At 63.5% G+C, this 19,175-nt stretch carries 15 protein-coding genes, 2 tRNA genes and 1 pseudogene; 13 read left to right on the top strand and 5 right to left on the bottom strand.

Going from position 1 to position 19,175, the window contains the following annotated elements:
• Positions 1 to 42: 42 nt before the first annotated feature.
• From BMY91_RS05125 to BMY91_RS05080, 10 genes and pseudogenes are all read left to right on the top strand, one after another.
• The gene (locus tag BMY91_RS05125) at positions 43 to 1,428 is read left to right on the top strand and encodes a glycine--tRNA ligase (RefSeq protein ID WP_090819307.1); all 1,386 of its coding nucleotides are present in this window, start codon (positions 43 to 45) and stop codon (positions 1,426 to 1,428) included.
• A gap of 2 nt (positions 1,429 to 1,430) precedes the next feature.
• Positions 1,431 to 2,393, top strand: coding sequence for a GNAT family N-acetyltransferase (locus tag BMY91_RS05120; protein WP_090819305.1), 963 nt, complete (start codon positions 1,431 to 1,433; stop codon positions 2,391 to 2,393).
• A 228-nt stretch (positions 2,394 to 2,621) separates the two neighbouring features.
• Complete coding sequence (locus tag BMY91_RS05115; RefSeq protein ID WP_090819303.1) at positions 2,622 to 3,995, top strand: FAD-binding oxidoreductase; 1,374 nt, start codon at positions 2,622 to 2,624, stop codon at positions 3,993 to 3,995.
• An 89-nt stretch (positions 3,996 to 4,084) separates the two neighbouring features.
• Complete coding sequence (locus BMY91_RS05110) at positions 4,085 to 5,554, top strand: YibE/F family protein (RefSeq protein WP_090820641.1); 1,470 nt, start codon at positions 4,085 to 4,087, stop codon at positions 5,552 to 5,554.
• Positions 5,536 to 5,772: pseudogene (locus BMY91_RS23370) on the top strand (DNA-binding response regulator); the annotation flags it as partial. The gene BMY91_RS05110 and the pseudogene BMY91_RS23370, both read left to right, overlap by 19 nt.
• A gap of 46 nt (positions 5,773 to 5,818) precedes the next feature.
• The gene (dusB, locus tag BMY91_RS05100) at positions 5,819 to 7,000 is read left to right on the top strand and encodes a tRNA dihydrouridine synthase DusB (RefSeq protein ID WP_090819301.1); all 1,182 of its coding nucleotides are present in this window, start codon (positions 5,819 to 5,821) and stop codon (positions 6,998 to 7,000) included.
• 64 nt (positions 7,001 to 7,064) lie between these two features.
• Positions 7,065 to 8,369 (top strand): deoxyguanosinetriphosphate triphosphohydrolase, encoded by a 1,305-nt coding sequence (locus BMY91_RS05095; protein ID WP_090819298.1) that lies wholly within the window; start codon positions 7,065 to 7,067, stop codon positions 8,367 to 8,369.
• 64 nt (positions 8,370 to 8,433) lie between these two features.
• On the top strand, positions 8,434 to 10,317 hold the full coding sequence (gene dnaG / locus BMY91_RS05090) for a DNA primase (RefSeq protein WP_090819295.1): 1,884 nt from the start codon (positions 8,434 to 8,436) through the stop codon (positions 10,315 to 10,317).
• Positions 10,318 to 10,370: 53 nt separating this feature from the next.
• A tRNA-Asn gene (locus BMY91_RS05085) sits at positions 10,371 to 10,443 on the top strand.
• 116 nt (positions 10,444 to 10,559) lie between these two features.
• Positions 10,560 to 10,632 (top strand) — tRNA-Asn (locus tag BMY91_RS05080).
• Between the two features lie 59 nt (positions 10,633 to 10,691).
• Here the strand turns inward: BMY91_RS05080 and BMY91_RS05075 are convergent.
• The 5 genes from BMY91_RS05075 to BMY91_RS05055 form a co-directional block, all read right to left on the bottom strand.
• Positions 10,692 to 11,099, bottom strand: a complete 408-nt coding sequence (locus BMY91_RS05075; RefSeq protein WP_090819292.1) for a hypothetical protein — start codon at positions 11,097 to 11,099, stop codon at positions 10,692 to 10,694.
• A 39-nt stretch (positions 11,100 to 11,138) separates the two neighbouring features.
• Positions 11,139 to 12,422, bottom strand: a complete 1,284-nt coding sequence (locus BMY91_RS05070) for an alpha/beta hydrolase (protein WP_090819289.1) — start codon at positions 12,420 to 12,422, stop codon at positions 11,139 to 11,141.
• Between the two features lie 22 nt (positions 12,423 to 12,444).
• Positions 12,445 to 14,943 carry a bifunctional lysylphosphatidylglycerol flippase/synthetase MprF gene (locus tag BMY91_RS05065; protein WP_090819286.1) on the bottom strand — a complete coding sequence of 833 codons (2,499 nt, stop codon included), beginning with the start codon at positions 14,941 to 14,943 and terminating at the stop codon, positions 12,445 to 12,447.
• Positions 14,944 to 15,067: 124 nt separating this feature from the next.
• Positions 15,068 to 15,247, bottom strand: coding sequence for a glycine zipper domain-containing protein (locus tag BMY91_RS05060; protein ID WP_090819282.1), 180 nt, complete (start codon positions 15,245 to 15,247; stop codon positions 15,068 to 15,070).
• Positions 15,248 to 15,270: 23 nt separating this feature from the next.
• On the bottom strand, positions 15,271 to 16,500 hold the full coding sequence (locus BMY91_RS05055; protein WP_090819280.1) for a multidrug effflux MFS transporter: 1,230 nt from the start codon (positions 16,498 to 16,500) through the stop codon (positions 15,271 to 15,273).
• A 174-nt stretch (positions 16,501 to 16,674) separates the two neighbouring features.
• Here BMY91_RS05055 and BMY91_RS05050 point away from each other — a divergent pair, with 174 nt between their 5' ends.
• Genes BMY91_RS05050 through BMY91_RS05040 form a run of 3 tightly spaced genes read left to right on the top strand, consistent with a single transcriptional unit; the run spans position 16,675 to position 19,096 of the window.
• A complete protein-coding gene (locus BMY91_RS05050; RefSeq protein ID WP_090819277.1) occupies positions 16,675 to 17,523 on the top strand; it encodes a phage holin family protein in 849 nt (282 codons plus the stop codon).
• Positions 17,524 to 17,567: 44 nt separating this feature from the next.
• Positions 17,568 to 18,191 (top strand): CDP-alcohol phosphatidyltransferase family protein, encoded by a 624-nt coding sequence (locus BMY91_RS05045; RefSeq protein WP_090819274.1) that lies wholly within the window; start codon positions 17,568 to 17,570, stop codon positions 18,189 to 18,191.
• The gene (locus tag BMY91_RS05040) at positions 18,191 to 19,096 is read left to right on the top strand and encodes a DMT family transporter (protein ID WP_090819270.1); all 906 of its coding nucleotides are present in this window, start codon (positions 18,191 to 18,193) and stop codon (positions 19,094 to 19,096) included. The genes BMY91_RS05045 and BMY91_RS05040 overlap by 1 nt, the downstream gene beginning before the upstream one ends.
• Positions 19,097 to 19,175 lie beyond the last annotated feature (79 nt).

Below are 19,175 nucleotides of genomic sequence, written 5' to 3'. Positions count from 1 at the left end.
CGGACCGCACCCAGCGGCCCTGTAGAACAAATGGAGTTACCCATGGCAGCAAAATCCGTCCTTGACCAGGTCATTTCCCTCTCCAAGCGGAGGGGCTTTGTCTTCCAGGCCGGTGAAATCTATGGTGGCTCCCGTTCTGCCTGGGACTACGGTCCCTTGGGTGCGGAACTGAAGGAAAACATCAAGCGCCAATGGTGGCAGAGCATGGTCCGCGGCCGCGAAGATGTGGTGGGTCTGGACTCCTCCGTCATCCTTCCCCGCCAGGTATGGGAAGCCTCCGGCCACGTGGAGGTCTTCTCCGACCCCCTGGTGGAGTGCCTGTCCTGCCACAAGCGCTACCGTGCCGACCACCTCGAGGAAGAGTACGAGGAAAAGAAGGGCCGCCCCGCAGAGAACGGGCTCAAGGATATTGCGTGTGCCAACTGTGGCACCCGCGGCGAATGGACGGAACCCCAGGAATTCTCCGGCCTCCTGAAGACCTTCCTTGGTCCGGTAGCCAGCGACGAAGGCATGCACTACCTGCGTCCCGAAACGGCCCAGGGCATCTTTGTGAACTTCAACAACGTGCTCACCACGTCCCGGAAGAAGCCGCCGTTCGGCATCGGCCAGATCGGCAAGTCCTTCCGTAACGAGATCACCCCGGGCAACTTCATCTTCCGTACCCGCGAGTTCGAGCAGATGGAAATGGAATTCTTCGTCGAGCCCGGCACGGATGAAGAATGGCACCAGTACTGGATGAAGGAGCGTATGTCCTGGTACACCGGCCTGGGCATCCGTGAAGACAACCTTCGCTTCTTCGAGCACCCGTTGGAAAAGCTCAGCCACTACTCCAAGGGCACCACGGACATCGAGTACCGCTTCGGGTTCCAGGGCTCCGAGTGGGGCGAGCTCGAGGGCATCGCCAACCGCACGGACTTTGACCTCTCAACCCACGCCAAGGCTTCCGGCACGGACCTGAGCTACTTCAACCAGGCCACCAACGAGCGCTACACGCCGTTTGTGATCGAGCCCGCTGCCGGCCTCACCCGTTCCTTCATGGCCTTCCTCATCGACGCCTACACCGAGGATGAAGCACCCAACGCCAAGGGCGGCGTCGATGTCCGCACCGTACTGAAGCTCGATCCGCGCCTGGCTCCGGTCAAGGCCGCGGTCCTGCCGCTGAGCCGCAACGAGGACCTGTCCCCGAAGGCCAAGGCGCTGGGCGCCCAGCTGCGCAAGAACTGGAACATCGACTTTGACGACGCCGGCGCGATCGGCCGCCGTTACCGTCGCCAGGACGAGATCGGTACCCCGTTCTGCATCACCGTGGACTTCGATACCCTCGAGGACCAGGCCGTTACCATCCGCGAGCGCGACACCATGAGCCAGGAACGCGTGTCCTTGGACAAGGTTGAGGGCTACCTGGCAGCACGCTTGATCGGCGCCTGATCGTGGCTCTGGAGTACCGCGAATGGAAGGAAGGCGACGACCTCGCCCTCCTGGAGATCTGGGGTGGCCCGGAAACTCTTCCCGCTGAGCAGTTCCGTGCCGCTTTGGCGCCGTCGGGCAACCAGCCCTGGCGCCGGTGCATCGTGGCCGAGGACGTGGTGGACGGCGTTCGGATACCGGTTGCTGCAGGCGTGGTCCACGAGGCTTCGCTGCACCCGGAACGTCTGTGGGCCTACATCGAGGTTGCCAAGGATCATCGCCGTGAAGGCGTGGGCGCCACCCTCCTGACCATGCTCCGCCGGGAAGCCGGGAACTCGCCGTCGGGCGTTTCCAGGCTCCGCAGCAAAGTGGAACCGGACACGGCAGGTGCGGCCTTTGCCGCAGCCGCCGGCCTTGCACCCATCCAGCGGTCCCAGCTGGTGGTGGTGGAACCCGAGCCGCTGTCACTCCCGCGGTTCGGTGATGGTTCCGAGGAAGCTGCATCTGAGCGGGTGGAGGACCTGGCCACAGGTTCGGTAGAGCTGAGTGAGGTTGTGGGTAAGTACTACTCCCACGTCCACCACTGGGACAGCCCGGGGGAGCTCAGCATCGCTACGGTGCAACGCTTGTTCCTGCATGACCTCACGGGTGCCCACGGTGCAATCGTTTTGAGGGCGCCCAAAGCCAGCGCTTTTGGTGAAGGTGTCCCGGCCAGCCGCAAGGGCAGGATCCAGGCGTTCGCCATCAGCTACGCCCAAGGCAGCTCCGATGAGCCGTCGGATGTCTTCCTGGGGCATGATCCGGAGCTGTCTGCCGAGGAAGCTGCGCTTGCTGTGCGGGACCTTTTGGCACTCATCGCCTACCAGCACCCGGTACTGCTGGAAGTCGACGAATCGATGACGGCCCTGCGTACGGTTCTTGGGCCTTTGCTGGAATCCGGCAAGGCCCACGTGCGTGGTGCGGACACGTTGATCGTGAGCGACTGACCACTGTTTCTGCACGTCAGGATCCTGCCCTCCACCGCCGCTGCGGAGGGCAGGATCCTTGCGTTTAAGCCCCTAGGACGCTCTGCGAACAGTCCGGTTAATAAAGATGATTGACGCTGCCCTGAGGCAGGAGTAGGCCTATCGGAGTAAACCCCCACGCTGCCATCGCTGGAGGGAAGCGGCGTGTGGAACAGAACGGTCTCTCGTCTATATCGGTGGTAAATCACAATGAACCAAATAGCCCTTGATGGGCTGAGGGAACAGGTACGCGGGCAGCTCATCACGCCCGAAGATCCTGACTACGACTCCGCCCGGGCCGTCTTCAATGCCATGGTGGACAAGCGCCCTGCGGGTATCCTCCGGGTCGCGCAAATATCCGATGTGATCGCCGGCGTGAACTTTGCCCGCGAGAACGCCATGCCCCTGGCCATCAGGGGAGGCGGCCACAGCGCGCCCGGGTTCGGGACCTGGGACGATGCCTTGGTGCTGGACTTCGTCAACCGGACAGGCGTCCGGGTGGACCCGGAGGCGCGCACCGCCCGCGCCGAGGCCGGCACCACTTGGGCCGACTTCAACCACGCCACGCACGCCTTTGGGCTGGCAACCACTGGCGGGATTGTCGGTTCCACGGGGGTGGCCGGGCTGACGCTCGGCGGGGGAATCGGATACCTGACCCGGAAGTACGGCTTGTCCTGCGACAACCTCGTCTCCGCGGATGTGGTGACGGCTGACGGCAGTTTCCTCATCGCCAACAAGGAACGCAACGAGGACCTGTTCTGGGCCCTCCGGGGTGGCGGCGGAAACTTTGGCGTGGTGACCTCTCTGGAGTTCCAGCTCCATCCCGTGGACATGGTCTATGCCGGCATCATCATCTATGGCGCTGAGAACATTCCCACGGTGGCCCGCTTTTACCGCGAGTACTTGGCTTCCGCGCCCGAGGAATTCGGAGCCTTCCTTGGCTTCCACCAGGGACCGCCCGTTCCTTTCCTTCCTGAGGAATGGCATGGCAAATCGGTCTGCGTGGTGGTGGGAATGTGGACGGGCGATCCGGCCGAGGGCCAGGCACGCTGGCAGCCCTTCCTGGATGCAGCGCCTGTGGCGGGATCCATGGTGGGTCCCATGCCTTACCCGGCACTGAACGTGGCCTTCGATGGACTGAACCAGAAGGGGATGCAAGGCTACTGGAAGGCCAATTTCCTGCGGGACCTCAACGATGGTGCCATTGACGCCCACGCAGAGTTCGGGGCAACTGTTACCAGTGTCAACACCTCGGTGCATGTCTACCCGATTGACGGCGCGGTATCCCGAGTGGGTGTCCAGGACACGGCCTTCGCCCACCGCACCATGAAGTTCTCGCCAGTCATCGCAACGCAATGGCAGGACCCGGCGGACAACAAGGCGAACATTGCGTGGGCACGTCAGTATGCGGCGGCACTCGCACCACATTCGGAGGCCGGCGGGTACATCAACTTCATGGACTCCGAGGACCAGAACCGGGTGGCGGACAACTATGGACCCAATTGGGAGAGATTGGTGGCCATTAAAGGCAAATACGATCCCGGGAATCTCTTCCGCGTAAACCAGAACATCGCGCCTGCCTGAGATCCGGGCCGGTCATTCCCGGAACAGCCGCTTGAGGCGCAGGACGCCAGTCTTCCCGCGTAGGGTTAAGGCATGAGGTTTTGCTGCTGATGGGCCACGGTCACTCCCACGGTCATTCTGAAGGTACCGAACCAACGCCGCAGGCGCTGGCATCGCGGAAGCGGGCCAACTGGCTTCTGGCAGCGGTGCTCGCACCCCTGGGTGTGCTCACAGTAGTGGCCATGCTGCTCATGTGGCCCTCGGGCAGCCGGGAGGGAATCTCCTTCTCCAGCCCCTACCAGGCTGCCCCAGGGGTCACGTTTGATACCGGCCGGATCCAGAGCGTGGTGGTGGAAAGCTGCACGCAGACAGGCCAATCAACGCCAGGCCAAACCGATCAAAGCAGCACCGGCCAAAACGGGCAGTCCGGCGGATCCCAGTGCACGTTCGCGTTCACGGAGCCGGACAAGGGCGGCGAAGCGGTCAAGGTGGTCATTAACCCTGATGTTGCCATGTCCCACGGTGTGGACGTGGGGGACTCCATCAGGTATTTGAACCTCTCTGCTGTCCAGGGCGCCAACGCCGGCAGCGGGGCTCCCGCCTATGTGTTCGTCGACTTCGTCCGCAATATTCCCATCGCCTTGCTGGCTGTTCTTTATGCGGCAGTGGTGATCGCTGTGGCCCGTTGGCGCGGCTTCCGGGCGCTCCTGGGCCTCGTGGGTGCGTACTTCGTCCTGGTCAGCTTCATCCTGCCCGGGTTGGTGGAGGGCAAGCCGCCTCTGCTGCTGGCCCTGGTGGGATCTACGGTGATCATGATCGGGGTCCTCTATTTCGCTCACGGGTTCTCGGCGCGGACATCTACCGCGCTGCTGGGGACAATTTTCGGACTTGGCATTACTGCCTTGCTGGCGGCCTGGGCCACGGACGCAGCCAATCTGGCGGGCGTTGGAAACCACGATGCCTCCACCTTGGTGAACATGTCACCCCAGATCTCGATCTCCGGGATCATCCTCTGCGGCCTCATCATTTCCGGCCTGGGCGTGCTCAATGACGTCACCATCACCCAGTCGTCGGCTGTGTGGGAGCTCTACGAACTGGCCCCCAACACCAGTGCCCGCAAACTGTTTTCCTCTGCCATGCGGATCGGCAGGGACCACATCGCCTCCACCGTGTACACCATCGCATTTGCGTACGCGGGCGCTGCCCTCCCGATCCTCATCATCGTGATGCTTTACGACCGGCCGCTGGCCGAGGCCCTGACCAGCGCCGAACTGTCCGAGGAAGTCATCCGTACACTCGTGGGTTCCATCGGCCTGGTCCTCGCCATCCCGGTGACCACCCTGATCGCTGTCCTGGTGGTCAAGGCAACCGGCATAAAGCGCCTCGCTGCGGCGGACGCGCCATCGGTACGTCCCGACGACGTGGAGGACACCGGCGCGCTGGCGGCAGCGGCCGCCGTCGTGCGTTCAGAGGCGCACGACGACCACGACGACGATGCCCGCCTGGACGTTTCCGGGAAGCCTGCGCAACCCGGCAGCCGGCGCGCCCAACGCGAAGCGGAACGGCGCGGCACCGACTGAAGCACCTCGTGGTCACTACGTTCGGCCGCCCGGGATACCTCAAGCGGGCCATGCAGGCCGGAGCCTCCGGCTTCGTGGGCGGCACAGTGGCAGATACCGCCAAAGCCGCGACGCTCTCCGAAGGGAATGTGCGGAACTACCTGTCGGCGGCGATGGCCAAGACAGGGGCAAGAACCAGGGCGGAAGCCGTCAGGTTGGCCGGGGACAACGGCTGGCTTCTGCAGTGCTTCCCGCCGATTTGCCCGCATTTGCAACAATGGATGGGTGACTGTAGTAGCAACGCCCCCCGCACCAAAGCTTGAGCTCCCGCCATTGAAGCTCGGTGGGATTACCGTGGACACCCCGGTAATCCTCGCCCCCATGGCGGGCATCACCAACTCTGCCTTCCGCAGGCTATGCCGTGAATATGGCGGCGGCATGTACGTGGCAGAGATGGTGACGTCGCGGGCCCTGGTGGAGCGGACGCCCGAATCGTTGCGCATCATCTCGCATGATGAGGACGAGAAAGTCCGCTCCGTGCAGCTCTACGGCGTGGATCCCGTGACGGTGGGCGCTGCAGTGCGCATGCTCGTCGAAGAGGACCGCGCCGATCACATCGACCTCAACTTTGGGTGCCCGGTACCCAAAGTCACCCGTCGCGGCGGCGGTTCCGCCCTGCCGTGGAAGATCGACCTCTTCACCTCCATCGTGAACACAGCGGTCAAGGAAGCCTCCAAGGGCGGCATCCCGCTGACCATCAAGATGCGTAAAGGCATTGATGAGGACCACTTGACGTACCTCGACGCCGGCCGCATCGCCCGCGACGCAGGAGTGGCCGCCGTCGCCCTGCACGGCCGAACCGCAGCACAGTTCTATTCCGGCCAGGCCGACTGGTCCGCCATTGCCCGCCTCCGCGAGGCCTTGCCGGATATTCCGGTGCTGGGTAACGGCGATATTTGGTCCGCGGAAGATGCAGTTCGCATGGTGCGCGAAACAGGCGTGGACGGTGTCGTGGTGGGCCGCGGCTGCCAGGGCCGCCCTTGGCTCTTCGGTGACCTCCAGGCGGCCTTCGAAGGCAGCGACCAGCGGCACCGCCCCGGACTCCGCGAAGTGGCTGAGGGCGTTTACCGCCACGCCGAGCTGATGGTGGAAACCTTTGGCAACGACGAATACAAAGCGCTGCGCGAAATCCGCAAGCACATGGCCTGGTACTTCAAGGGCTACGTGGTGGGCGGAGAGCTCCGCGCCAAGCTGGCCACCGTGCCCACCCTTGACGTGCTGCGCGAATACCTTGATGAACTGGACATGGACTCGCCTTACCCGGGCGTGGATTCCGAAGGTCCGCGCGGTCGGGCGGGCTCGCCGAAGAAGCCGGCCTTGCCGAAGGACTGGCTGGAGAGCCGTCAGCTGAACGCTGAACAGAGTGCGGATATCTCGGCGGCAGAGCTGGACGTTTCGGGCGGCTAGCCTCACACGTGTAAGACTGGCTCAAGAAGCTCCACACCCCGGCGCTTGAAGGAGGCAGATACCCATGGGAACCGAAGCAATACTTGGCCACCACGATTTCGTGCTGGCTATTCCCGGCTACACCGACGTGGATTCTGCACGGTGGGTCGAAGAATCCCGCAAGACGACGTACCGCTCGGACTTCGAGCGGGACCGTGCCAGGGTCCTGCATTCCTCGGCATTGCGCCGCTTGGGCGCCAAAACACAGGTGGTCGCCCCGGACACTGACGACTTTGTGCGCACCCGGCTGACCCACAGCCTGGAAGTAGCCCAAGTGGGCCGTGAGCTCGGCCGCTCCTTGGGCTGCGATCCCGACGTCGTGGACACTGCCTGCCTCAGCCATGACCTGGGACACCCGCCGTTCGGCCACAACGGCGAGTCTGCCCTGAACGAGGTGGCGCACACCATCGGCGGTTTCGAAGGGAATGCGCAAACCCTCAGGCTGCTCACCCGGCTTGAGCCCAAGGTCCTCAGCGAGGACGGAAGGCCCGCCGGGCTCAACCTGACCCGCGCCAGCCTGGACGCCGCGTCCAAATACCCGTGGTCCGCCGTCGACGCCCCCGTCATCCACGGGCACCGCACCAGCAAGTTCGGAGCCTACGAGGACGATCTTCCCGTGTTCGAGTGGCTGCGTGAAGGTGCTCCCGGCAACCGGTCCTGCATTGAGGCACAGGTGATGGACCTGGCAGATGACATATCGTATTCGGTCCATGACGTGGAGGACGCGATCGTTGCCGGCCATTTCCAACTGAAGTGGATGGAGAACCCGGACCACCGCGCCCGCGTGGTGGGCTACACCAAGCAGTGGTACCTCCCGCACAATGATCCCGCCGAAATTGACGCGGCGCTCGCCCGTCTTGAAGCCACCAAGGTGTGGGTCCGCGAAGCAGACGGAAGCCGGAAGTCCATGGCAGCGTTGAAGGACATGACCAGCCAGCTGATCGGCCGGTTCTGCCAGAGCGCCATGGAGACAACCCGGGATCATTTCGGTCCGTCCAATCTGACCCGCTACGCGGCTGAACTCATGGTTCCGGAGGATACCGTCACCGAGATCGCCGTCCTGAAGGGCCTTGCCACCACGTTCGTCATCTCCACCGACCATCGCCAGCCGGTCTACGAGCGCCAGCGCGAGGTGCTCCATGCATTGGTGGGTGTCTTGAACGCCACCGGCGACCGCCACTTGGAGCCGATGTTCGCCGCGGACTGGCGCGACGCCGTCGACGACGGTGCCCGGCTGCGCGTGGTGATTGACCAGGTTGCTTCGCTGACGGATGTTTCCGCCCTGGCCATGTATGAGCGCCTGGTGGGCAGCCTTCCCTCCCTCTGGTAAGGGGGGCCTGGCAGGGCGGCTGGGCAGGGCCCGTCCTCTTGGCCGGAGCGACTAGGATGGTCACGTGGCTGGCCTGATCAAACGTGAAGATATCGACGAAGTACGCCAGCGCACGGATATCAAGGAAGTCGTTGACGGTTACGTCACCCTGAAGGGTGCCGGACTGGGCAGCTTCAAGGGCCTGTGCCCCTTCCACGACGAACGCTCGCCCTCTTTCACCGTCCGCCCCCAAGTGGGCCGCTACCACTGCTTCGGCTGCGGCGAGGACGGGGACGCCATCTCCTTTGTCCAGAAAATGGACCATAGCTCCTTCCACGAAGCCGTTGAGAAGCTCGCCGCCCGGATCGGCTACGAACTGCGGTATGAGGACGGCGGCACCGGTCCCAGCCGGGAGGAAGTGGGCAAGCGCCAGCGCCTGCTGGACGCCCACAAAATTGCCGACGAATTCTTCCGTGCCCAACTGCTGACACCGGGAGCCGCGGAGGGGCGCAACTTCCTGGATGGCCGCGGCTTTGACCGCGCTGCCGCCGAGCACTTCGGCGTGGGCTACGCGCCACAGGGGTGGGACGCACTGTTGAAGCATCTCCGCGGCCGTGGGTTCACTGATGCTGAGTTGAAACTCACAGGCATGTTCTCCGAAGGGAACCGAGGGATCTACGACCGCTTCCGGGGCAGGCTGATCTGGCCCATCCGGGACATCGCAGGTGACACTATCGGCTTCGGTGCCCGGAAGCTCTACGAAGATGATCAGGGCCCCAAATACCTGAACACCCCGGAGACCACGCTCTACAAGAAGTCCCAGGTCCTCTACGGGATCGACCTCGCCAAACGGAACATCGCCAAGGAACGCCAACTGGTGGTGGTTGAGGGGTACACCGACGTCATGGCCTGCCACCTCGCAGGAGTCACGACGGCGGTAGCCACCTGCGGTACGGCCTTCGGCACCGAACACATCAAGGTGGCCCGGCGGTTGCTCTCGGACGACGGCAGCGGGGGAGAGGTCATCTTCACCTTCGACGGCGACGCCGCCGGCCAGAAGGCTGCCCTGCGGGCCTTTGAGGAAGACCAGCGCTTCACCGCCCAGACCTACGTGGCCGTGGAGCCATCGGGTGCCGATCCCTGTGATCTTCGCCAGCTCAAGGGTGACGGGGCAGTTCGCGATCTCATCGGAACCCGGAAGCCGCTCTTTGAGTTTGCCATCCGGGCGACCCTCCGCCGGCACAACCTGGACACCGTGGAAGGGCGTGTGGCGGCCCTGCGGGAAGCTGCTCCAGTGGTGGCCCAGATCAGGGACTCCGCCACGAGGCCGGGCTACACGCGGGAACTGGCCGGTTGGCTGGGCATGCCCATCGAAGAGGTCAGCCGATACGTTGGGGCAGCCGCCAAGCGGGTGGGCGCCGGCGGCAGTCCGTCCGGCCCTGCCGATCAGTCGCCCGCCACGCCGGCACCGCAGTCGTCCGGTCCTGTCTTCCAGCGACCTGACCCCAGGGATCCTATTGCGGGAATGGAGCGCCAGGCGCTGGAGGTGGTGCTGCAGGAGCCGGGAGTCCTGGGTGGGGGAGCCTGGGAGCGCTTCGAGGCTTCCCATTTCGCAACGCCCGTCTACGCAGCCGTCCAGACCGCTGTGCGGGCCGCAGGACTGGCCCACTCGGCTGATCCTGTGGCATGGGTGGAGCACGTCCGCCAAGAGGTGCCCGAGCCCCTGCGGCCGTTGGTGTCCGAGCTCGCGGTGACTCCGCTGCCTGCCAGCACGCCGGAAGCCATGCAGCGGTATTGTCGCGACATTCTGGCCCGCCTGTTCGAACTCCAGATCACCCGCATCAAGGCGGACAAGATGGGGCAGCTCCAGCGGCTCGACGCCGCCGCCAACCCGGCGGAATTCCAGCGGCTGAACCGGGAGCTGATGCAGCTGGAAATGGAGCGCCGCGCCCTGCGCGCAGACGGCTGAAAGCCCCGATTTCGTTTTCCGGCAGGCCCCTGTTAAGCTAGTAACCGCTTCATTCCTCCGTAGCTCAATTGGCAGAGCATTCGACTGTTAATCGAAGGGTTACTGGTTCAAGTCCAGTCGGAGGAGCGCACAATACCCCCGTTCCGGTCCTCCGGAACGGGGGTATTTTTATACCCCCAAGGGGTATCGGATGCCGATTTCGCATTCCGGCAGAACCTTTGCTAAAGTCATAACCGCTTCATTCCTCCGTAGCTCAATTGGCAGAGCATTCGACTGTTAATCGAAGGGTTACTGGTTCAAGTCCAGTCGGAGGAGCATAAGAACCCCGCATCGGCTTCAAGCCGGTGCGGGGTTCGCTTTTTCCGGGACGTTTCCTAGACGAAATCCATCTCTACGTGGAGGAACCGGGCGGCCTCAGCCACGGCCGCGAGAAATGAATCCTGCTCAGTGGGCGGAGTCCTGGGTTCGCGGGGATGCCACTCGTGGGGTGCTGAATAGACACGGGTGAAGCCGCCGCCGGGAGGCGCATAGAAGATCCCGAACCGCTGTACCGGCCACTCCGGCGAGGTCTCGGGCGCTACCAGCAACGCGGCGTCGGTCTCCGGGTTGTACCACTGGGCGATGGGGCGGCGCCGGTCGTCAGTGAAGAGGCCGGCTGCGTAGAGGGCTGCTGACTGCGGGCTGGTGACTGAGCACAGCCGGTCCCACCACAACGGCAGAATGCGCTCATCCCGACGCTGCCAGGGGGCCGGAAGCGGCTGCAGCTCTTGCCAATGTGGCACAACTCAACTTTATCGCCCGTGCGTTGCCCGGAAAAGGTCCTAGCGTGAGAGTCCCAGACGCGGATACAGCACGTCAAAGCCTTTGGTGAGCCCGGAGTTCAGCGCAATCCCCACGTGTCCGCCATTGGGAACCTCGTAGTACGTCACCGCCATGCCCGCTGCCCGGGCCGCCGCGGAGACGGCCTTGGCGGCCGCCACGTACGTCACGTCGTCGGAGCCCACCGTGAAGACCGCCGTGGTGTCCGGGAATTGCTTGCCCTTCATGATGTTGATGGGCTTCTGGGCGTCATAGTCAGCCTGGTTGCCGCCGAAGATCGTTGCCAGGTTCCCGGCCGGGTCCTCGGCTCCGGGGAACTCTTCGCCGGAAATGTCCACCACATTGCCCCACATGGCGGGGTACTTGACCGCAAAGGAGATGGCGCATTGCCCACCGTTGGAGTAACCGGCGATCGTCCAGTGCTCGCGGTCGGGGAGGATGTTCAGGTTGGCTTTGGCCCAGTTCACCACGTCTTCGTTGATGTACTTCTCCACATTGCCGTACTTGGCGGTGTCGAGGCAGAGGGTGTCGTCCTGGTCCGGGCCGATCTGGTCCGCGACGATCGCGATGGGGGCCAATCCGTTGTTCTTCGCCGCGAACTCATCCAGTGCAGCGGAAACGTATTGCGGGTCGGGAAGGCCTGGCTGACCCATCATGAGGACGTACAGGGGCAACTTGGGCGGATTGTCGGTGAGGGCTGCGGGAGGGAGGTAGATGCCGGCCGGACGGGCATTGAATCCCGAGGCCGTTGCGGGGATCACCTGCGTGCCCACTTCACCTTTGGCGGGCATGGTGGCCGGGGGTTTCCAGCTCTGCCAGAGCGGACCTGCAGGAATGGAAGCGTCCGGGTTTGGTTTGTTCAATTGGATGGCGCCCTCGGTGGAGATCCCCAGCGCCGAGCCCAGTGTCTTGTTGAGTCCAAACTCAGTATTGATGCCGAGGGCAGCCACCAGGAGGAACACCGGGATGGATACTGCGGCCACTGCTTTCCGCCACCTCGGGCTGTGGCGGAAGCTCACCACAGCAAGCCCCAACGCCGCGAAGCACGTGATCGCCCAGAACCACACCCGCGGCGTGAGTCCCACGTGGAAGACGTCCATGACGTCTTCCACCACCCACACGGTCAGCCACCCCACCAGGGCAGCGGTGACGATGGCGGTGATGGCGGTGAGTGCCCAGCGCGCCGACGGCCGGAGAAACAGCAGCAGGAAAAACGCGGCGCCGATGACTCCCGCGATGATCATGACTACCGGGCCGCTGATCTCGAGTTTCAGGATGTCGTTCATGCCCGGGCCGCACCTTCCGGGATCATGCGGCAGGCTCCCTGGCTACCATCTGCCGCAGCAGGCCGGCGCTTTGTGCCGGGGACAGGCCGGGAAGGTAGGCCGAGCCGACGGCAATGCCGATGGAGGGCAGAGCCAGTGGGTCCTGGTAGTACATGTACAACGTCCGGTGCTCCGGTTGGAACCGTGACTTGAAGGCAGCCAATGACTTGAAGCCATACATGGGTTCCAAGGCATTGCCCAGCAGGGCCAGCACGCGGTCCAGGGAGCTCCTGTCGCCCTCGCCGCCGTCGGCCCCGGCATTCGCCAGCGGAGACCCGGACAGGGAGATCTGCGGAACTTCTTCCTTGAAGTGGGTTACCGCAGAAGCGATCAGGAATTCCATGACTCCCTTGAATCCGGTGGTGCGGCGGCGCATGAAGTCCAAGGTCCAGCCGGAGATGACACCCCGGGTGAAGACGGGCAGCCAACTGGTCACGCCGTGGACCAAACCGTCGTCATCCACCGCCACGCAGCAAAGGACCTCAGGATCCTTCAATTCGTTCAAGCCACCCAGGGTGAAGCCCATCTCCGGGAGGGCTTTATCCGCCACCCATTCTTCCGAGATTTCGGCCAACTGGGCCCTGATGCCCGGCGGCATTTCCGGGTAGGAGTACCAGTGGTCCTTGATGGACAGCTTGTCTGCCCGGTTCAGGGCGGTGCGGACGTTCTGCCACTCCTTGCCCTTGAACGTCATGGCCTGGACGTTGAGCAGGGTCTCTTCGGCAACCTCCAATTTGCGGAAGCCCCGGGGGAGAAGCGCGGCGTCCAGGTCCGCGGTAGCCGAGTAGAAGCAGGGGATGAGCCCCAGGCTGGCGCAATGCTTCAGGAAGTCCGTGGCGGCGTTGCCGTGGTACTCCGCGGCACCAAACGGGCCGGCCACGGTCAGGGCCACACCGTTGTGGACCTGGTACGCAATACCGGCCTTCCGGTCCTGGCTGAACCAGTACTGGTTGTTGTCCCACAAAGCCATCCAGGACAACGTGCCGCCGCCGTCGTGCAGCAGCTCCCGGGTGTGGCCCAGGTCCGCGGCCGGATCGCTGGCAAGCATCCGGAAGCGCCGGAAGTTGTTCAGCACCAACACCAGGATGCAGAGCCAGATGACGTCCCCGCCCAGTCCGTACAGCACTGTACTCAGCAGGCCTTGGGGGAGCGCCACAACGAAGGGAACCGGGAAGGGGACCAGGATATGCGTCAACTGGCCGGCAAGGTCCCACAGCGTGGAGCGGCCGGGATTTCCTTCGAGGAACCAGCACACCACGTAGAGCAGCACGGCGGCGACGGCCAGAATCAGCGATGTCCGGCCCAACATGCGGTAACCGGCATCGCTGGACTCCACCCGGAACTTGTGCCGGTTTACCAGGAGCAACGCCACGATAATGACGGGAGCCAGGACTGCCGGGACTGCGTACAAGAGCAGGTACCCGAAGTCGTCGTCGCCCAACGTGACGTCGGGGTCGGTGGCGTACTGGAGAAGGGACAGCACGGTGACGGCCGCCAGGTAGATCTGGATGACCAGGGTCAGGCGGTACGCCAGCCGGCGGCCACGCCGGAGTCCTTCGGCACACACCAGCAGCAACAAGACGGGAATCACGGTAAGGATCGCTGCACCAAAACTCTGCACCCCCACTACGCCCTGCAAGGTGACGCAGTTCGTGTCGTTATTGCATGCTTCCTTGACCTCATCGACGTCCGGGCTGGCCTGGAGCATGACCTCCGAGACAATCGAAAGCGGGCCGATTTCCCAGGTGCCCGTGAGCTGGGTGAGTAAGGGCCCGACGGCGAAGACGCCCACCACAGTGCCCACCAGGAACCGCGTCTCACGAAGGCTGGACGAATGCAGTGATCCCGCCTGACGACGCAGCACCAGTGCCTGGACGGCCCAACCCGCCAGCATGCCAATGACGGCCCCTGCAAGTGCCTGGAGGGTTTGGGCCACTCCAACAAACAGTGCGAACATCAGCGTCGCGGCCAGCAGCCACGTCCTCAGGCGCCGGCGCCATAATGACTCAAGTGCCGCCGTCGCGTATCCCAAAGCGGCCGCCGCACCGCCGTAGGCGCCCACGACGTACTCTCCGCCAAGGAAACTGAGCCATTGGTCGCTGTTGTCAGTTCCGAAGGCCACCAGGGCAATCAGAACCAAAGCGCTGAGGGCGGAGCCTGCGACGAAGGCAGCGAGGGCCAGCCACGGACCCACGAGGCGTTCGGCGATGCCGACCCCCACCAGGATGGCGGCCGTGCAGGCCACATAGTCGAGCAGGGAGGAGGCAAAGAAGGCAGACGTGAAGGACGACCACCACGGTCCCGGCTCTACCGCCAAGCCAAGGCCCACCTGGTCCAGCAGCGCCTCGCTTGGGCCGTTGAGCAGGCTCCCGGTGGCGGCGCCGAGGACCCACAGCAGAAGCACCAGGACCAGCGTCAGCGGGAGCCTCCGCACGGTTGCCAGGCCGCGCGTAGTACCCCGAAATTCCACAGCCGTGCTCATGTGATGTCCCCTTCACCGTTCAAGCGCCGGTTACCCCCGGCTGGCCACCATTCTGCCTTGCAGTGCGCCGTTAGGGGAGGGGCCAAGGACTTGCGACGACGGCGCGTCGCCCGTGGAGCGCGGCTTAGTCCCGGTTCCAGGGGCCAGGGTTGACGCGGTACAGCACCGCAGCCCCGATCACCGCCCCCAGAATCGCTCCAAAAAGGGCACTTCCCGCAGCGCGTCCCAGCAGGGCCCCGGCGATGGCACCCAGCAAGGCTCCCAGGAAGAGGCCCCTGCCGTTGCGGTGCGGTTTCTTGGTCATGGTGTCAGCCTACGTGGACGGTCCTAATGGATGGACGGAACGGACCTGGGCCGGACCACCAGCCAGAGGGCAATAATCGCCCCGATGATGCAGACGGCCATGACCGAGCCCATGGGGACGGCGGACTTGACGCCGAGCCAACCCACCACCGGCGGGACAATGCCGGCCATCATGAATTGGGACGCACCCAGGAGCGATGCAGCGGTGCCGGCCTGTGCCCCGTGGTTCGCCAGGGACAGGACCTGAACGCAGGGGAACATGAAGCCCGTTGCACAAATGTAGAACCACAGCGGAAGGAGAATGCCCCAGAGACCCACATGTAACACGTCCAGAACGACGATCAGGGCGGCCATGAGCACCATGAAGAGCGTTGCCCCTGCCACGATCCATTGCGGGGCCACCCGCCTGATCAGGCGCGAGCTGATTTGGACGCCTGCCACGATGCCCAGTGAATTGATCCCGAACAGGATGCCGTACTCCTGTGGCGAGAACCCATAGACGTCCTGGAAGAGGAAAGTGGACGCCGACAGGTAGGCGAACAATCCGCCGAAGTTCAGGCTTCCCACCAGTACCATGCCAACGAAGATCCTGTCCGTCAGGACGGTTTTGTAGCGTTGCGCCACTGTGACGGTGGACTTGCCCCTCTGGTCCGCCGGAAGTGTTTCCTTGATGAAGAAGACGGACGCAAGGATTACCAGCAGGCCGTAGCCGGCCAGGAAGTAGAAAATGCCGGGCCACGGGAAGGCCAACAGCAACTGCGACCCGATGACGGGAGCCAGGATGGGGGCCAGCCCGTTGACCAGTGACATCCGCGAGAACATCCGCACCATGGAGTAGCCGTGGAAGAGGTCACGCACCATGGCCATCGCAACCACACCGCCTCCGGCAGCGCCGATTCCCATCAGGACGCGGAAGAGTGAAAGCATCCCAATGTCCGTTGCCAACGCCGCACCCAGTGACGAACCGATGTGGACTGCCGTGGCAAGGATGAGCGGCAATCGGCGTCCCACCTTGTCGCTGAAGGGTCCCACCACCAACTGGCCAAGACCGAAGCCAACGGTGGTACCGGTCAGGGTGAGCTGGATGGCAGCTGCTGAGACATCGAAGCTCTCTTCCAGCGCAGGGAAGGCCGGAAGGTAGAGATCAATGGTGAAGGGACCCAGGGCAGTCAACGCACCCAGCAGGAGAATGTAGACAAGTTTTTCGCGTCGGCTCAGGGAATCGCCCGGAGCAATGGGAGAGGTCACGATCATCTATCCTATGGCCCAGATCATATTTATTCGGCGTATGACAGGCGCGCCGCAGTGCAGTCCCGAAAGTTCAGCAGGAACCTGAATGATAGCTTTGAGGACAGGTGTCCGCGGCTGTAGATTTCAGCCTGCGTTCGCCCGACACGATGCCCAGAGGAAAGCAGTTAGGCGGAACCCATGAGTGGACGTCACACCGGCCGGACCAGTCAAGGACCAGCCATTCGTACTTTGCCGAAGACCCTCAAGCTCGTTGCGCGGTTGGCCCCGAGGCAAATCAACGACGAAATCGCCTTGGCCAAGGTGGAACTCAAGCGCAAGGCCACCCAGGTTGGCGTAGCAGGTGCCTTCTTCGGCGTGGCCCTGGTCTTCCTCTCGCTGCTGGTCATCGCGCTGGTGGTCGCGGCGATTCTGGGGCTGGCCACCATCATGCCTGGCTGGCTCGCCGCGCTGATCGTCGCTGCGTTCTTCTTGCTGGTGGTGGCCGTCGCATCCCTGATAGGCATCGCCAAGTTCAAGAAGGCCATGCCCTTGGTCCCGGAGGACACCATCCGTGGCATCAAGCACGATCTTGGAATCGTCAAGGAGGGCTCTGCCTTCGACGAGTCCATCCTGGATCCGAACTCACCCGCTGCCAAGGCTGCCAAGGCCGAGAAGGAAGCTGCAGCGGAGAAGGCCAAGGCGGAGAAAGCTGCGAAGGAAGCCGCAAAGGAAGCCGACGCCGTCAAGGCGCCCACAGAAGCCGAACTTCGCTCCCGCCTGAAGAGGCGCCGCGAACACCTGACTGGAGTCCGTGACGAACTTGGCGAGCAGCTGGACGTGAAGAAGCAAGGACAGGCGTTGCTGGACAGCGCCAACGGCAAGTTCCAGGAGGGCAAGGAATTCGCCGCCGCCAAACTCGCAGACCTCGGGGACTCCGTGCCGGACAGCCTTTCGGAGCGCCTTGCGGCGCGTTGGAAGGACCTCGCTGCATTTGCCGCCGCTGCCGTGGTGTTCGTTGTGGCACTGCGGAAGTTGCTGAAGAAGTAGCGTCCGGCAGCAGCAAGAAACACTGAAACGAGGAAGGGGGACACATGAGATTGATCGGTGCTGGATCGCATCCCGACCGGCCACAGGTTGACCATGACCTTATCTTCACCGTTCCCAACATCCTCACCGTCCTGCGTTTCATGGGCGTACCGCTTTTCGTGTGGCTGGTCTTGTCTGAACAGGAATACGGCTTCGCGGTCCTGGTGCTCGTCATCATGGGAAGTACCGACTGGGTGGACGGCTACATCGCCCGGCGTTTCGACCAGACCTCCAAGCTGGGCAGGATCCTCGATCCGATGGCGGACAGGGCCGCGCTCCTGGCTGTCGCCTTCACCTTGGCGATTGCCGGCGTCGTGCAGTGGTGGTACCTCGCCGCGCTGTTGGTGCCGGACGCGATCCTGGCCATTGCATCCCTGATCTACTTCCGGAGCCACCCGGACCTTCCTGTGAGCATCATCGGAAAAATCCGCACGGCCCTGCTGCTGGTTGGCACGCCGCTGCTGGTCCTGTCCAAGCTGCCGATTCCGTTCACCGAGGTGTACTTCGTGGCCGCATGGACATTCCTTGGATTGGGCCTTCTTGGCCACTGGATTGCGGCGTACAACTACTTCTGGGCCATCTTGCGTAAGGGTAAAGAATTGAAATCCGACGACGGCGGACACGCCTGATGGTCTGGCTTGCGGTCTTCCTGGCGGTACTTGGTGCCTTCTTCCTCGCCATCGGGGCGCAGCGGCAGGGCAGCGCAGTCAAAGCTGATACCGGTGGGCTGGCACTGAGCTCCAACGGCTTCCTCCGGCTCCTGCGCAATCCGCGGTGGATGCTCGGCCTTTTGTTCCTAGCCCTCGGAATGGTGATGAACGCCATTGCCCTGGTGTCCGCACCCCTCACCGTGGTCCAACCCATTGGTGCAATCGCTCTGGTGATCACCACGGTGGTTAACGCCAAGGACCAGGGACTGAGCATCAACCGCGCCACGGTGGTGGCCATCAGCGCCTGCGTCACGGGTTCGGCGTTGTTTGTTTTGCTCGCCGTCAACGTCACCCAGGAGAACCACCATGTCAACAGCGAGGACGAGCTGACCATCGTCCTGCTGCTTGCCCTGGCAGTGGGGCTTTTTGGGACATTGGCCGTCCTGTTCAAGCACCGGATGAGTGCCTTCATCTACATCCTGGGCGCCGGTGTCCTGTTTGGATTCGTGGCTGTGCTCACCCGCATCATCGGCAAGCACCTGCTCGATCCCAACGGGCTGTTCCTGCTCAACGTCCAGTGGTACACCCTGATCGCCATCGTGGCCGCCGGCGGGCTGGGTTCCTGGTTCGTCCAGAGTGCCTACTCCGGAGGGCCGCCTGATCTGGTGATCGCCGGCCTGACCGTCATCGACCCCATGGTGGGCATCGCTATCGGCATCGTCATCCTTGGTGAGCTTCGTCCCGATGTGCATGCCGTGATGGCGATCGCCATGGCTGCGGCCGCTACGCTTGCTATCGTGGGGGTTATTGCCCTGAGCCGGCACCATCCGGAAGTCACCAAACGCAAGAAGGACACGAAGGCGGCAGCCAGCCGTAAGGCCTAGGGCAAATCACTACCTTGCGCCACCGTTCTGCGGTCGGCAACCCGGCGACACCGCAGCATTGCCACAAGCAACGCTGTCC

The organism is Arthrobacter sp. yr096, assembly GCF_900108925.1.
Taxonomy (GTDB): domain Bacteria; phylum Actinomycetota; class Actinomycetes; order Actinomycetales; family Micrococcaceae; genus Arthrobacter.
This window is presented reverse-complemented; position numbering and strand designations above follow the sequence as displayed.

Excerpts from the sequence above, each read along its gene's own strand:
- BMY91_RS05125 (WP_090819307.1), top strand. The coding sequence starts at position 43 with ATGGCAGCAAAATCCGTCCTTGACCAGGTCATTTCCCTCTCCAAGCGG.
- BMY91_RS05115 (WP_090819303.1), top strand. The coding sequence starts at position 2,622 with ATGAACCAAATAGCCCTTGATGGGCTGAGGGAACAGGTACGCGGGCAG.
- BMY91_RS05110 (WP_090820641.1), top strand. The coding sequence starts at position 4,085 with ATGGGCCACGGTCACTCCCACGGTCATTCTGAAGGTACCGAACCAACG.
- BMY91_RS05095 (WP_090819298.1), top strand. The coding sequence starts at position 7,065 with ATGGGAACCGAAGCAATACTTGGCCACCACGATTTCGTGCTGGCTATT.
- BMY91_RS05070 (WP_090819289.1), bottom strand. The coding sequence starts at position 12,422 with ATGAACGACATCCTGAAACTCGAGATCAGCGGCCCGGTAGTCATGATC.
- BMY91_RS05065 (WP_090819286.1), bottom strand. The coding sequence starts at position 14,943 with ATGAGCACGGCTGTGGAATTTCGGGGTACTACGCGCGGCCTGGCAACC.
- BMY91_RS05060 (WP_090819282.1), bottom strand. The coding sequence starts at position 15,247 with ATGACCAAGAAACCGCACCGCAACGGCAGGGGCCTCTTCCTGGGAGCC.
- BMY91_RS05055 (WP_090819280.1), bottom strand. The coding sequence starts at position 16,500 with ATGATCGTGACCTCTCCCATTGCTCCGGGCGATTCCCTGAGCCGACGC.
- BMY91_RS05050 (WP_090819277.1), top strand. The coding sequence starts at position 16,675 with ATGAGTGGACGTCACACCGGCCGGACCAGTCAAGGACCAGCCATTCGT.
- BMY91_RS05045 (WP_090819274.1), top strand. The coding sequence starts at position 17,568 with ATGAGATTGATCGGTGCTGGATCGCATCCCGACCGGCCACAGGTTGAC.
- BMY91_RS05040 (WP_090819270.1), top strand. The coding sequence starts at position 18,191 with ATGGTCTGGCTTGCGGTCTTCCTGGCGGTACTTGGTGCCTTCTTCCTC.